Below are 14,395 nucleotides of genomic sequence, written 5' to 3' on the forward strand. Positions count from 1 at the left end.
ATAAATTTTCATTGTTAAAAGATTAAGAAGTGATTTATAGGTAACCTATAAATATGGCTTTAATTGAAAGGATGAAGGTCTATGAAAATTATAAAAAAGGCTTTTCTTTTAAGTATTGTTTTATTAATTATATGCGGAATAGGCTATCCACTGTTAATGACAGGATTAAGCCAGCTTGTTTTCCCAAGGCAGGCTAAGGGAAGTATTATAGAAATAGGTGGAAAAAAGGTAGGTTCTGAGGTTTTAGGGCAAAGCTTCAGTGATGCAAGATTTTTTAAAGGAAGACCATCAGCAGTAAATTACAATACCTATACAGAAGCAGACACAAAACCGGATAATGAAGGAAAAACCGCTTACTCAGGAGTTTCCTCTGGTTCTCAAAATCTTGCACCGAGCAATCCTGCCTTAGCGGAAAGAGTTCAAAAGGATATGGATGCTTTTCTAAAGGCAAATCCTGATATTAGAAAAGATCAGCTGCCTGCAGATCTTTTAACTGCTTCTGGTTCTGGGCTTGATCCCCATATAAGCCCTAAAGCTGCACAGCTTCAAATCCCTGCTATAGCCAAAGCAACGGGTATAGGCGAAGTTCAATTAAATAAAATAATTGACAAATATACAGATGGTAAACAGCTTGGAATATTTGGTGAGCCTAGAGTAAATGTTTTGAAAGCTAATTTGGAAATATATAAAATTCTAAATATGAGATAGGCTAATATTATTGGTGCAAAACTTAAAGTCTATGTATAATGCTAATGATGGAATTTTCGCAGTTTTATACTTTACCGAGGGAACAGCTACCATTTCTTCTTTTACTGATGAACCAGAAATATTTTCACTATAAAGTCATTTTAAAAGCTGGCCTTATGCTGCCAGCTTATTTTTATATAATACTAGAACTTTTCTGTCCTATAAGGTCGACATTCTTAGTTTACCTTGCTCATCTGCTTTTTACATAAACTTTTCTATTTATGGATTATTTTTAGAAACAAGCTTTTCTAGACAGGCTTTGCCGCCTGGACAGTTTTGAATATGTTCTTTAATACTTTCTGCTAACTCTACTGAGTCAACTCCCATGCTCTCAAATATGGAGCCTATTTCAATTAAACGTTTAACTTTTTCATCTTCAATATTATAATCCATCAGTATCCCCCCATAAACATTAAATTTTTCTATATTATACCATAAATATTAACAATAAAGAATTACAAAAACCAAAACTTGTATCAAGTAAATATAGTTTTTTTGGTTAAAATAATACTATTGAATTATAAAGGTTTCTACAAGGAGGAATGCAGGCTGAATACATATTTTAGTTCTATAAAAAAATTGTTGTTAGCATTATTTATTTTTTTATTTAGTTTTTCCAGTTTAAGCTATAATGCCTATGCTTCTACTAATTCTGAGCCAGTTGATGAAAATGAATTAAAACTTGAAGTTGAAAGAATATATAATGAGCGTTCAAAAGCCCTTGTCTCTGGTGATATTTCCTCTTTAAATACACTTTTTGATACTTCGAAAAAGTACGGCAAATGGTCACTCGCGCATGAAATTAAACGTGTAAAATATCTTGTTGATTGGGCAAGGGAAAGAAATATAGTATTTAGTAAAATAGAGTCTGCAATAAGAATAAAAAAAATTTACCCTAAAGGAGATACAATAAAGATAGCTTTAGAAGAATCCTATAAGTTTGACTATTCTTATAACAACGATACTGACTCTTCAATTAACTCTTTTGGTGTTGGTATAAGACACACTGCAAGCTTGATTAAAAAGAATGACAAGTGGGTTATTTATAACGATTGGTATACAGACTGCTTTGAAGATGCCTTACATAGTTATTCTAGTGATGTGTCCAATTTTTCACCAAGGTTAAATCTTATAGATACTCTCAGAGATAAGCTAGATACAACTTATCAAGCAGGAAGCTATTACAAACGTTTTTACGACCGCGAAAAGGCTGTTGCTTATGCGGATAAATACTGTGGAGCAGCTTGGGGAAGTGGTAATAATTTTAAATACAATAAAAAATATAATGATTATAACGGTATAGGTGGAGATTGTACCAATTATGTCTCCCAAGTATTAGGTGATAAAGAAGGAGGCGGTATGCCTATTGGTGGTGCTTGGACCTCAGGTAGTCGAGCTTGGGCTAATGCAGATGGTTTAAAGAGTTATTTAGTAGGCAGTGGAAGAGGAAGTGTTATTAGCGTTGGTACCTTCAAGGAGTTAACTAAGCCGTCAGAAACTCTTCCTAATGGAGCAGTTGGAAAATTACAACTTGGTGACTTAGTTGCTTATGAAAAAGGTAGAGGAAATATAGATCACTTTGCAGTAGTAACAGGTTTTGATTCTCATGGTTATCCTCTAGTAAACTCCCATACTACAGATAGATATCATGTGCCTTGGGATTTAGGCTGGGGTGACGCTAAAATTAGATTTTTTCTTATACACATAAATGGATAAAAAGTTCCTTTGTGAACAACATATGAATGATACTACAGAAAAATTTGGGTGCACTGGATACCGGTGTGTTTGATAGATGTACACACCTGTTTTTAGTGCAGTCAAAAGTTTTGTTATATCTGTCATCACATATAAAATTTATGAGGTAGTATAACTGATAACTCAAAGTGTTGGTACTACTATGCAATATAGTAGTTCTTTGACATTGGAAGTTAGGTTTATTTAAAACTTCATTAAAATCTACGGAAGGGATGAATGTATTATGAAACGAAAGATAAAAACATTATTCTTTCTTTTAATATTTTTTGCATATATACTTGTAACAACTTCTAATTATAGTATTAAAACATCTAACTCTAAGGCAGCTTTTTCAAGTGCTAATAAAAATATAATCTATTTAACCTTTGATGATGGCCCTAGTTCAATTGTAACTAATAATATCTTAGATGTTTTAAAAGAGCAAAATGTAAAAGCCACCTTTTTCATAATAGGAAACAATGTTAAAGGTAGCGAAGATGTATTAAAAAGAATTTATAAGGAAGGTCACAGTATAGGCTTACATACTTACAGCCACCAATACAAACAAATTTATTCAAGTGAAAATTCATTTATTGAGGAAATGATAAAAACATCAGAAGAAATAAATAGGGTAATAGGCATCAAACCTAACATTATTAGGTTTCCCTATGGAAGTAATTGCTACTTAAACAATGATTTTTTAGTAAAATTGCATAATAACAATTTTAAGGTCTATGATTGGAATGCTTCCATTTCAGATGGAACAAAACCCTATTCTTCTCCAGAAGAGTTTGCTAAAGAAGCAATTGCAAGAGGTAGCGGAATACCCTATATTGTCTTTCTCATGCACTGTAATAATATAAATGTGAATACATCTAAAGCATTACCTCAAATTATTCAGCATTACAAAAAACTTGGATATGAATTTAGAACTATTACAAATAATACACCAGAATTTTATTGGCGGCCTTCTAAGTAAATGTTGCTGGTACTGTTCTAAATTATAAATTGAATATTGTAGAGAAAAAATATGAATTTAAGGTAATTACAGAAGATAATCCTGAGAATTTTCAAAGGAAAGAATTAACCGTATTCTAAGGACTTAGCCCTTGGAATACGGTTAATTCATGGTGATGTTTTCATAAGATCTGCTGTATACCTCCTACATTATTCCATCCCATTCATTAAAAAACTCTGATAAAAAACTCTCCATATATTGATGTCTGGATTTAGCTATTCTTTTAGCAGTTTCTGTATTCATTAAATCTTTTAATTTTAAAAGTTTTTCATAAAAGTGGTTTATAGTAGTTCCATTAGATGAAGAATACTCCTCAAAGCTCATATTGCCCTTAGGTTTTTCATTAGGTATATGCAAAGTTCTATTTTTACTGCCTCCGTATGCAAAGGTCCTTGCAATACCAATAGCCCCAATTGCATCTAATCTATCTGCATCCTGTACTATCTTACCTTCTTTGCTTGCAGGAACCTGTGTGCCTGTCCCTTTGAAAGATATTGAGGAGATTATATCGCATATAGCCTTTATCTTTGTATCCTCTACCTTATTGTCCCTTAAAAAGGTTTCTGCATTTGAACAGGTGCCTGGATTTCCGTGAAATAATTTATAATCATCAACATCATGCAGCAGAGAAGCTAATTGAACTATTTCTAAATCAGCCTTTTCTTCTCTGCAAATATGAGTAGCTAATTTATAAACCCTAACACTGTGATAGTAATCATGTCCACTATAATCATTTTCAAATCTCTTTCTAATATGCAGCAATGTTTTTTCTAATAAATCTTTATTCATAACTCTTTCCCCAATCTAAAAATATGAAGTAAAACTAGAATCAGATGGAGTCTCACACCACCTGATTCTAGTTGAAGGAATCCTTAGAAATTATTATAAATCAATGAAAGGAGCCTTGTAAATATACTAAAATTATTACATCTCTCTATTCATATCTTAAAGCATCAATAGGGTCCAGATCCGCTGCTTTCTTAGCAGGATATATACCAAAAAATATTCCAACTGCTGAAGAAAACAGTATAACAGCCAGTATAACCTTAGGGGATACAACAGGAGTTATTCCTGCAAAGCTTCCGATAAAATATGAACCTAAAATACCAAGAATCATGCCGATTATTCCACCTATCAGAGCAATGATAAGGGATTCTGTTAGAAACTGCATTAATATGTTTCTAGTGGTAGCCCCAATTGCCTTTCTTATGCCTATTTCTCTTGTTCTTTCCGTTACGGAAACCAGCATAATATTCATTACACCTATTCCTCCAACCAATAAGGATATGCCAGCTACTGCACTAATAAAGGCTGTAAAAATACCCAGCACCTTGTTAATCTGGTCTAACTGTTTCAAGAGACTTTCTGCGCTATAGATATCTCTCCCAGCATTGTTATGTCTGTTTTCCAGAATGCTTATAGCTCCATTACCTGCATTTTCACTATCTTCCTTTGTAACAGCTACTACCACTATGGACTCAATAAGGTTCTCACTGGGATATAACTGCTGTACAAAGGTTGCAGGAGCTGATATCATAGCTGGCATATTCTCATCTGCTCCTCCAAACATTCCCATTTGATTTTTTGATATTCCTATTATAGTTGCCTTCTTTGGAAAAATTTTAGCTCCAAGATTAACGGTTTTGCCCACTGCATCTTCATAGCCAAAGAGAGCTTTTGCAGTAATATTATCTATTACTATTGTAGGCTTTCCTTCTAAATATTCTTCTCTATTAAAGTATCTTCCATATATCAGTTCCGTATCACCAATATTTCCATAATCTTCATTGGCTCCTGTTATAAAGGCCCTTTTGGATTTAATATCAGAGCTTACTATTCCTTGTTTCTGCAAGGTAGGAGATACATATTTTACAGTAGGAATTCTCTCTTTTATCTGTTCTACATCCTTTAAGGTTATATAGTCACTTTTGTCTGCCTTCTGCTGATTCACTTTGATACTTACAGAGGCAGCTCCTATTTTTTCAAATTCACCGGTAATAGCATTCTGCCCACCCTGTCCTAGTGAAACTATAGCTATTACTGAGCTTATGCCTATAATAATTCCAAGCATGGTGAGAAAGGATCTCATTTTATTTGCTTTTACACTTTCTATCGCTATTTTAAAATTTTCTTTTATATTCATATTCTTAGGCAATCCTATGCAAGTAAAGCTTAAATTCACCTACACTAAATAAGCTCTGCCTTTCTCCTCTCCTTCTGCTATTCTATAATTACCCTATCTTTAACTTGTTCATCACTTACTATTTCCCCGTCAGTAAACTTTACTATTCTCTTAGTGTGCTTTGCCACCTCCGGCTCATGAGTGACCATTATTATAGTAGAACCTTCTCTATTTAAATCCTGAAAAATCCTTAATATTTCTAAAGTAGATCTAGTATCTAAGTTTCCAGTAGGCTCATCTGCCATAATCACTGCAGGATTATTCACTATAGCTCTTGCTATAGCAACCCTCTGCTTTTGTCCACCAGAAATTTCATTTGGTCTGTGCTTTATTCTATCCTTTAAACCGACCTTTTCAAGGGCTGTCATAGACTTTTCTTTTCTAAGCTTTTCTGAGATGCCAGCATAAACCATAGGAAGTTCTACATTTTCTAAGATGGTCATACGAGGAAGTAAGTTAAAGGCTTGAAAAACAAAGCCAATTTCCTTATTTCTTATTGCAGCAAGCTCCTCTTCTTTTAAATTAGTGATGTTCTTGTTATTTAATATATAGCTGCCTTCATCCATTTTATCTAAGCACCCTAAAATATTCATAAAGGTAGATTTTCCTGAACCAGAAGGTCCCATTATGGCAGTAAACTCTCCCTTTTCTATTTTAAGACTTACCTTTTTTAATGCTGTAAAACTTATTTCTCCTGTATTATAGGTTTTAACTATATCCTTTACTTCAAGCATGGCATCCTCCTTAAGCAGCTTCCTTTACTTTAGTTCCGTTGCTAATAACACTGCCTGGATTTAAGATAAGTTTTTCTCCACCGGAAAGTCCCTGCAAGACCTCTGCCTCTGTATCTGATTTAATTCCTGTCTTTATGTTCCTTTGCGTTGCAATACCACTACTGTTTACAAAAACATAACTATTGCCATACTTATCACTTTTTATAGCCTCTACTGGTACTTTTAAAATATTACTTTTACTGTCCAGCAGTATATCTACATCTACATCAAAGTCTACCTTTAGATTTGTATCCTTATCCAAAATATCTATATCACCTTCAAGAGTTGTCTCTCCACCAGCAGGGGAAGAAGGCTTTGATGCAGCAGGGCTCAGAAAGGAAAGCCTTCCTTTGAAGACACTGCCTCCGCTTTTTATACTAGCCTCCTGTCCTAAGGTTACCTTTTCCGCATCATATTTTCCCAGCGACACTACTGCTTTTAAATTATTTAAGTCCTGTACCGTAACCAATGGTTGAGATGGATTTGGTACTGCCCCCTCTACTGCAGTTAAAGAGGTTACTACCCCATCCAATTGAGATACAATTCCACTGCTAACAGCACTTAGTTTTGAATTAGCAGCATCTAAAGCTGATTTGGCCAGTGCCACGGAGTTATCCGCCTGCTGCAATTTTGATTCCGGTATAGGTTGAAGTGCACTTCTCTGCTGCTGAAGTCCAGAAAGGGCTGCTTTTGAACTTAAATCGCTGCTTTTTTCCAGTTCCTTAATTTTTTTATCTAACTCATTAATCCTTGAGTTTATGGAATCCCTTTGACTTACTAATTCTCTTTTTTGAAGGAGGGCATTATCATATTGAAGCTGCGCCTGGTTAACTTGAGAACTAAGCTCTGATAAATCATAATTAATGAGATTTTGTCCCTTTGCAACAGCATCTCCTACCTTCACTCTCACATTTCTTATTTTTAACTGAGTGCCAAAATAGTCCTTTGCATTTTTTGATTTTATAACTGCAGTAGTAGAGAGATACGCCTTAATGTCTCCTTTTTTCACCACTGCTGTTTTTACTGGTTTAACTTGATTTTTTCTTTTGCTGTATATTCCTAAAGAAAGGACTGCTGCTATTACTAAAAGAACTGCTGCTGTTGTTATTACCTTTTTCTTCATTGGTTTCTATCTCCTTATTTAGTTGTGCAAATTTCTAAATTTATTTCATGGCTAAAAAGGTGCTGTCCTTTAACTAAGCAGTGTCTTAGCCAGTACCTTTAATAGAATTAACTTTTCATACTATAATATTGTTTGTATTTAGGAATTTTATATACGTAAAAAGCCCAGGTATTTTAAATCCTGAGCTTTTTATCTAAGTTATAGCACAAAGCAGAAGAGTTAGACTTCAATAAGGAACAATGTAGTATAATCATTAACACCCAGGCTAAGTCCTAAACTTGCCAATTAGTTCCTGAAGTTCTATAGAAATTTTCTTCAAATCCTTTGCAGAGACAGAAATCTGTTCTAAACTTGCAGACTGCTGCTGAGTACTTGCAGAGACTTCCTCTGTTCCAGAAGCAGACTGCTCTGCAATTGCTGAGATATCGCCTATGCTGGCTACAACTTCATTTTTATTTTTGCCAATACTTCCGATGTTGTTAACTAAACCATCTATTTGTTTTATAATATTAGATACAGAATTATCTATGGCTTCAAAGGCTCTTTCTGTACCTGCAGAAACTTTGTCAGTTTGCCTTACTGCCATTTCTGCCTTTGTCATTTCTGATTTTGTAGATAATATTTCATTTTCTACATCTCTGACAATAGCATCAATTTCCTTAGCAGAGTTGGCAGTTTCGTAGGCAAGTTTTCTTATTTCCTCTGCCACAACAGCAAAGCCCTTTCCCTGTTCTCCAGCTCTTGCGGCTTCAATGGCAGCATTTAGTGATAGTAAGTTGATTTGTTCTGTAATAGTCTTGATTGTATCTGTAATCATTCCTATAGACTGAGACTTATCGTCTAAGGAATCAACCTGAGAGGCAACTGTTTTTACAACTTCATTATTGGTGTTAACAGCTTCTTTTAATCTTTCAATATAATCTACTCCCTCTGAATTTGCTTTAGAGGTTTCCTGAACATACTTATTAATTAAATCAGAACTATTTACAGCTTCATTTATTTCTCCTGACAAAGCATCCAGCTTTTCTGATCCCTTCTGTGCATTTCTTGCAAGCTCTGATGCACCTTGAGCCAGTTCCTCTACAGCCTTTGCTACTCCCTCTATTGATTGAGAGGTTTCTCCTATAACAATTGATAAGTCATCGGAATTTGTAGATACCTTCAGTGAATTTTCCTTAACCTTGTCCACAAGCTCCCTTAGGGACTTTCTCATGTTTGCTACTGCCATACCCATTACACCAAATTCATCTTTGTATTTATTTATTTCTTTTAAAGCTTCTCCATCGTATACTAAATCAAAGTCAGCTGTTTTATCTAAATAAGTGGTCATAAGCTTCATAGGCTTTGTTATTCTATTGCTCATATAGATTGCGATGACAACTCCTGCTGTAACTACTGCTAAGAGAATAATAGGCAATATTAGCCTAGCTCTATTGTAAGCTGCTTTATTTACAGCATTGGCTTTGTCTGCTTCTGACCGGCACAGCTCTACTAATTTACCAATGTCACTACCTAAAGCCTCAAACCTTTCCTTTGACTCTCCATAAAGTAAGGCAACTGCCTCCTTAGTTTTCCTATCTCTGCTTAACTGTAAGCCTCTATTGCTTACCTCTATATATTTTTCATATTCTATTCTTATCTTTGCTGTTAGGTCTCTTTCTTGCTGCAGCACACTGCTATCTTCATAATCCTTCAAAGCCTTTTCAAAGCTGCTTCTTAAATCCTTAAGCTCTCTTTCCGTTTCTGCCATCAGCTTTTCATCCTCTGTTACAATATGTCTGTACTCTCTGATTCTATAGTCTGAATTAGCTGTATCCATAGTATGTGCCAAATCAATCCCATACAGCCACACATCAGTAATTTCACTGGATTTATCCTTTACATTCTTAAGGGATGCAATAGAATAAAGACCGAAAAATAGTGAAATTAAAATTATAACCCCAAAGGATAAAATAAGCCTCTTTCTAATTGTAATTTTCATTTGAATCCCCCCAGTAATCCTTAGAATCTATTATTATCATTTTCTTCGCTACATAATATGAGCTTTAGGGGAATTAGTTCCGTGGAAAATACAAATTTAACTATTTATTCTATAATTATTCTCCCTTCCCTCAATCTCCACAATATAGTCTTTGCACATCTCAATAATCCTGCTTCCTATCCCCTCATCAAAATATAAAAGTTCTTCTGGAGTAAACTCTGAGGACAGGATAATAGGCAGATTATTCATGTATCTGTAATTTACTATTTCAAAAATAATATTTATATCCGATTCATTAATCTTTCCCTTAAATAAATCATCGATAATTAGCACTTCTGCCAACCGGTATCTTTTAAGGGAACTGGCATAGAACTCCTCATCTAAAATATTTTGTTTCAGTTTTAAAATCTCATCTCTGTAGGACATATAAACTACAGGAATACCTTTAGTTAAAAGGTTTAGACCTATTGCCACACTTAATAAGAATAGGTAAGAGCAGACTTCGACTTTACGTTAAGCCTCTCTTTTCCCCTCTTTCACACCGTACGTGAGACTTTCACCTCATACGGCGTTCTATCAATTAGATTATTTATTATTAAGACATTAATTCACGATATTTAAGGATTTTCTCATTTTCTTCACTATCGCCTTCGATTCTACTTCTGCTATGAATCTTTTGATAGCATTTTTTACATACAGTCATAAGGTTTTTAACTTTGTTAACTTGATTTATTGGAAGTTTTTTTGTGATGTGATGAATTTTAACATTTTTCTTATTTGGATATAATCCACAAATTCTACATTTACCTTTATCTCTATTGAAAGCGTATGGTCTATTCATATGATATTCGAAATTGTTAAATCTGTCTTTTTGTGCTCCATTTTTGCAACTAAGAATTATTGTTTGATTAAGGTGAATGTTTAGTTCCATGGCTCTTTCTTTTAATGGTCGCTTTTTCATCCTCATAACATATTTAAGTCTACCCTCTTTACTATATGGAGTTTCATCCTGATTTTTCTGTGCTATCTTAGTCCATCTCACCATATTAATGTTTGTGATAGCAATTACTTCTCCTCTGACTTTAATAGAAGCCAGTTTTTCAGTATATTCTGAGTGAACAAGTTGAAGATTAGTGCTATCGCACGCTCGCACCCATTGAGTTTTTCTCCATTTTCCTTAGAATTTGTGAATACTACCCAATCATCTGCATATCTCACTATGAATACTTGCTTAAATCCTTTACGTTTTAAAGCATCATATCTATGTTTGTTTCCAACTACTTTCATTTTTTTCTTTTCATAAAAGCTAGTTATAAACTCATCGAACTTAGTGAGATAAGCGTTAGCTAGTATTGGTGATAGTATTGAACCTTGTGGAGTACCTTTTCCATTAATCTCAGTTTCATTTACAATGCCGGCTTTTAGCATTTCCTTTATTATCATTAGAAGTCTTTTATCCCTAATTCCCATACTCCATAAAATATTTAGGAGTTTCCTATGGTTAACTTTATCAAAGAATTTAGATATATCACCTTCTATTACCCAATAAATGTTTACCCATTTTGCAATATGTGAAACCCTTTCCAGTGCGTGAGCACTGCTTCGCATAGGCCTAAACCCATAGCTATGTTCAAAAAACTGTGCTTCTAAGATAGGTTCTATAACCATTCTTATGCATTCTTGAATTATACGGTCTTCAATATTAGGTATACCCAACGGTCGTTTTTCTGTTTTACCAGGTTTAGGTATATATACTCTTCTAATTTTCCCAGCCTTATATTTACTGAGTTTGTTTGCTATCATTTCAACAACTTCGAAATATCCCATTTGAAGAATGTCATCAATTGTTTTTCCATTCTCACCTGGAGTTTTACTTCCTTTGTTAGCTTTCATTTTATGGATTGCACTAATTATAACTTCATCGCATTTTATAATTTCAATTAAATCCTTGAACGATGGTTTTTTATTCAACTTAACTTTTTCTTTACTTATGCTGTACATTTTATCTAGTAATTCTCTAAGTTCTCCTTCACTTTTCGGAACTGTTAGTTGTTGTGCCATTATATCACGTCCCTTCGGGGATAAATGGTTTTAATCAGTTATGCTCCTCGGCTTCCTAACGTTGCGTATGTCTTAATAAACTTTTCTTCTAATTGACTATGCCCCTTCGCTCCATAAGAATTACCTTACTTCCTCACTACTACTGGCTGCTGCCATCCGGATTCAACAGTCATTTCCTACTGTTTAGGAATATCAACTCTTATCAGTTTTAGCACTTCCTTCCGAACTTCAATTGTTCCTCATATCTTAGCTTTACATATATTACTTTAGGTTCCCTCTTTAACCCGTCAGTCTCTTCTAACCCATAGTTGGGGGGCTTTGAAGATAAGTCCTCACCAGACTTTTCCTCAGCTATGCCACCATAGCCTTGGCGACTGAAACTCTCTAGGAGTTTAGATTCTTGATTTCGAATTCTATGGCAAGTCTCGAGCCGTTAACTCAAGGGTTCGTCGGTTCTCTCAGAACATCCTAACCATGGTAATTTTATAGCCCCCCGATTACTTCTCTTAACCACTTCTCAGGTCCGATTTTCACCGCCTTCACCGAACTTCATACAATATATTGATAAGATATATCGCATGTCGGAGTCTTAGGGCATGCCTTCCAACATTAAGACATCATAGGAATTTCACCTAATTATTCAGATATGAAGTTAGACTGCTTCGCAGTCCTCTAGTTTTATTGCATATTTCTATGCAGATTGTCTAGAAACAATTCGTACAGTGGGTTTTTCCACTACCAACCTGTCCTAAAAAAGCTATGCTTCCTCTTCTGGTTCTCCTTATATTGTTAAATTTCTGATAATAGCTTATAGCTGCAGCTCTAGCCTTTTCTGTAGCAGTATTATAAGGCTTGTAACTACTGATGGTTAGTCTGCTTTTTTCCCTTTCTATGCCGGAGTTCTTCCAAAGCAAAGCGGCTTTGTCCAACTCTCTACATTTGCAGAAGGTTATTGTATCTTGTAAGCTAGGGTTATGCTTTATAATAAAGCCCTTCCCTCCACAAAGAGAACAGCTGCTTGAGAATGTACCACTGTTATCTGCCTGTGGATGCAGCTTATCTTTAGAGCTGCAGGCTTCAGTCTTTTTATTTTCTTCCTCTCTAAATGATTCCTTCCAACTGTCCCCAATATGAGATTTTTGGTTCTGGCGCTTTATAGCCCGCCCATTTTCCTTTGTCTTTTGGCGAAGCCTTTGAATTATAGCCTCTATATTCTCCATTGAACCCTTTATATCTTTCATCTTTCCTGCCCTCCCTATATTTTTTATAATCTATAATAAGCTTTTCAGCCTCTTCTTTAGTCTTTATTCCCCTGTCCAGCCAGTTATATAAAACCTTCTCCACATATCTCAGATTTCTTGCATTACCTTCAATGGACTGCTTTAAAGCTAATATAATAAGCTCAGAATCCTTAATTTCATCCCACAAGGATTTTATTCTTTCTAACTCGTAGCCGCTAGGAAGTCTAAAATTTTTGCTGTAAAAGTCTATTACCTTTCCCAGCCCCCTTGGCTTGTCCTTTTCTTCTTCATTATCCTCTGCAGTAGTTTTAGAGTTAGTTTCTGGTATTGGTTGGTTAGAATTTACCTCCTCCATGGATATATTTAAACCACTCCTTGGTTCCTTTGTATCTATCCTAGTATCCTTTTCATTCCTACTACCATTTTCACTTATTGTATTCCCACTTTCATATTCTTCACTACTTTCCTTCTCTAGCTCTGGCTTATTTTTGCCCTCTTCATATAAATTATGAAGAAGTTCGTAATCTATGGTATACCACTTTGTTTTATCAATTTTAGACTTATTAAAATTACCGCTTTTGACTATACCTAAAGCCTCCAGTTTTCTTATGACTTTTTTTATAGTACATACAGATAAAAAACAAATCTGCTGCTGCCAATCCTTGTAGCTGTTATAAACCCAAGGTATTCCATTGATTATATTCTTCTTTTTATCTAGCCAATAGTGGATTTGGTTTAGTATTATAGCCTCGTTAACTCCTATGAGTTTTGCAAGCCTTGGTTGAAAAACCATTAGGTTATCCTCTTTAATTAGTACACTATTCAAAATCTACCCCTCCTATAAAATGAAACTAAGAATTTAGAGATACTATAGAAAGACAGAGAATCTAGCTCTCTTTTCTTATCTCAGTGGTATTTTACTTGTATTCTAGAAAAAAATATCTTTTTAGCTTCTCCATAGCCCTACCTTTTCTCTGAGCAGCTAAGTTAGCACTTATCCCCTTTAGTTCTGAATACTCCTTTAAGGACCTGTTTTCAAAATAAAACCATTGAATAATTTCTCTATCCTTTTCAGGAAGCTTACTCATGACTTTTCTTAGAAGGATTATCTGTTCCTTTAGAACTACCTCCTCCTCTATATCCTCTTCTGAGGCCAGCATTTCTATAAATTCCTTTCCTTCCTCTGTTACATTGTTTAAACTGCACTTGAATTTTTCATCCCATCTTTTCCCTATGATCTTTCTTAATTCTTCATTAAAGGCATTTTTAATTACAATAACAGCAAAAGCTGTAAAGACAGCACCTCTTTCTAATTGAAATCTCTTAACTGCTTTTACCAGTGCAATAACCCCTATTTGTATCAAATCCTCTGTTTCGTATCCGTTTATATAAATACTTCTAGCAATTTTTATAATGTAAGGCTTGTATATTTTCACTATTTCTTCTAAAGCATTTTTGTCATTCCTTTGAGCCTTCTGAATCAAATTATTTACATCCTTCTTATATATGATCACCCCAACCTTTCAAAACTTATT

At 34.5% G+C, this 14,395-nt stretch carries 13 protein-coding genes and 1 pseudogene; 3 read left to right on the forward strand and 11 right to left on the reverse strand.

Going from position 1 to position 14,395, the window contains the following annotated elements; genetic code table 11:
* Positions 1-81 precede the first annotated feature (81 nt).
* Complete coding sequence (locus tag P8V03_RS13305; RefSeq protein WP_318798477.1) at positions 82-708, forward strand: K(+)-transporting ATPase subunit C; 627 nt, start codon at positions 82-84, stop codon at positions 706-708.
* A gap of 258 nt (positions 709-966) precedes the next feature.
* Here the strand turns inward: P8V03_RS13305 and P8V03_RS13315 are convergent, their stop codons facing one another.
* The gene (locus P8V03_RS13315; RefSeq protein ID WP_261669908.1) at positions 967-1,140 is read right to left on the reverse strand and encodes a hypothetical protein; all 174 of its coding nucleotides are present in this window, start codon (positions 1,138-1,140) and stop codon (positions 967-969) included.
* Between the two features lie 120 nt (positions 1,141-1,260).
* Between P8V03_RS13315 and P8V03_RS13320 the strand changes: the two genes are divergently transcribed.
* Together P8V03_RS13320 and P8V03_RS13325 are read left to right on the forward strand one after the other, a co-directional pair.
* A complete protein-coding gene (locus P8V03_RS13320) occupies positions 1,261-2,463 on the forward strand; it encodes an amidase domain-containing protein (protein ID WP_318798478.1) in 1,203 nt (400 codons plus the stop codon).
* 262 nt (positions 2,464-2,725) lie between these two features.
* Positions 2,726-3,460: a polysaccharide deacetylase family protein gene (locus P8V03_RS13325; RefSeq protein WP_261669906.1), complete on the forward strand. Its 735-nt coding sequence runs from the start codon at positions 2,726-2,728 to the stop codon at positions 3,458-3,460.
* A 183-nt stretch (positions 3,461-3,643) separates the two neighbouring features.
* On the opposite strand, the gene P8V03_RS13330 is transcribed toward P8V03_RS13325, so the two are convergent.
* From P8V03_RS13330 to P8V03_RS13375, 10 genes and pseudogenes are all read right to left on the reverse strand, one after another.
* Entirely contained in the window at positions 3,644-4,288 is a 645-nt protein-coding gene (locus tag P8V03_RS13330) for an HD domain-containing protein (RefSeq protein WP_318798479.1), read from the reverse strand.
* 145 nt (positions 4,289-4,433) lie between these two features.
* Positions 4,434-5,642, reverse strand: coding sequence for an ABC transporter permease (locus tag P8V03_RS13335; RefSeq protein WP_318798480.1), 1,209 nt, complete (start codon positions 5,640-5,642; stop codon positions 4,434-4,436).
* 77 nt (positions 5,643-5,719) lie between these two features.
* Entirely contained in the window at positions 5,720-6,415 is a 696-nt protein-coding gene (locus P8V03_RS13340) for an ABC transporter ATP-binding protein (RefSeq protein WP_261669904.1), read from the reverse strand.
* Between the two features lie 10 nt (positions 6,416-6,425).
* Entirely contained in the window at positions 6,426-7,577 is a 1,152-nt protein-coding gene (locus P8V03_RS13345) for an efflux RND transporter periplasmic adaptor subunit (protein WP_261669903.1), read from the reverse strand.
* 265 nt (positions 7,578-7,842) lie between these two features.
* Positions 7,843-9,558: a methyl-accepting chemotaxis protein gene (locus P8V03_RS13350; RefSeq protein ID WP_318798481.1), complete on the reverse strand. Its 1,716-nt coding sequence runs from the start codon at positions 9,556-9,558 to the stop codon at positions 7,843-7,845.
* Between the two features lie 96 nt (positions 9,559-9,654).
* A pseudogene (locus tag P8V03_RS13355) lies at positions 9,655-10,038 on the reverse strand (DnaA ATPase domain-containing protein); the annotation flags it as partial.
* A gap of 115 nt (positions 10,039-10,153) precedes the next feature.
* Positions 10,154-10,711: an HNH endonuclease gene (locus tag P8V03_RS13360; protein ID WP_318798483.1), complete on the reverse strand. Its 558-nt coding sequence runs from the start codon at positions 10,709-10,711 to the stop codon at positions 10,154-10,156.
* Entirely contained in the window at positions 10,624-11,619 is a 996-nt protein-coding gene (locus P8V03_RS13365; protein ID WP_318798484.1) for a reverse transcriptase domain-containing protein, read from the reverse strand. Before P8V03_RS13365 ends, P8V03_RS13360 begins: the two co-directional genes overlap by 88 nt.
* A gap of 1,101 nt (positions 11,620-12,720) precedes the next feature.
* Entirely contained in the window at positions 12,721-13,686 is a 966-nt protein-coding gene (locus P8V03_RS13370) for a DnaD domain-containing protein (protein WP_318798486.1), read from the reverse strand.
* Positions 13,687-13,777: 91 nt separating this feature from the next.
* Complete coding sequence (locus tag P8V03_RS13375; RefSeq protein ID WP_318798487.1) at positions 13,778-14,344, reverse strand: sigma-70 family RNA polymerase sigma factor; 567 nt, start codon at positions 14,342-14,344, stop codon at positions 13,778-13,780.
* Between the last annotated feature and the right edge of the window lie 51 nt (positions 14,345-14,395).

It is taken from the genome of Clostridium tanneri, from assembly GCF_033659955.1.
In the GTDB taxonomy this organism is placed as follows: domain Bacteria; phylum Bacillota; class Clostridia; order Clostridiales; family Clostridiaceae; genus Clostridium_AM; species Clostridium_AM tanneri.

Coding starts and splice junctions, on each gene's coding strand:
- P8V03_RS13350 (WP_318798481.1), bottom strand. CDS start 9,558: ATGAAAATTACAATTAGAAAGAGGCTTATTTTATCCTTTGGGGTTATA.
- P8V03_RS13305 (WP_318798477.1), top strand. CDS start 82: ATGAAAATTATAAAAAAGGCTTTTCTTTTAAGTATTGTTTTATTAATT.
- P8V03_RS13330 (WP_318798479.1), bottom strand. CDS start 4,288: ATGAATAAAGATTTATTAGAAAAAACATTGCTGCATATTAGAAAGAGA.
- P8V03_RS13325 (WP_261669906.1), top strand. CDS start 2,726: ATGAAACGAAAGATAAAAACATTATTCTTTCTTTTAATATTTTTTGCA.
- P8V03_RS13340 (WP_261669904.1), bottom strand. CDS start 6,415: ATGCTTGAAGTAAAGGATATAGTTAAAACCTATAATACAGGAGAAATA.
- P8V03_RS13335 (WP_318798480.1), bottom strand. CDS start 5,642: ATGAATATAAAAGAAAATTTTAAAATAGCGATAGAAAGTGTAAAAGCA.
- P8V03_RS13345 (WP_261669903.1), bottom strand. CDS start 7,577: ATGAAGAAAAAGGTAATAACAACAGCAGCAGTTCTTTTAGTAATAGCA.
- P8V03_RS13365 (WP_318798484.1), bottom strand. CDS start 11,619: ATGGCACAACAACTAACAGTTCCGAAAAGTGAAGGAGAACTTAGAGAA.
- P8V03_RS13315 (WP_261669908.1), bottom strand. CDS start 1,140: ATGGATTATAATATTGAAGATGAAAAAGTTAAACGTTTAATTGAAATA.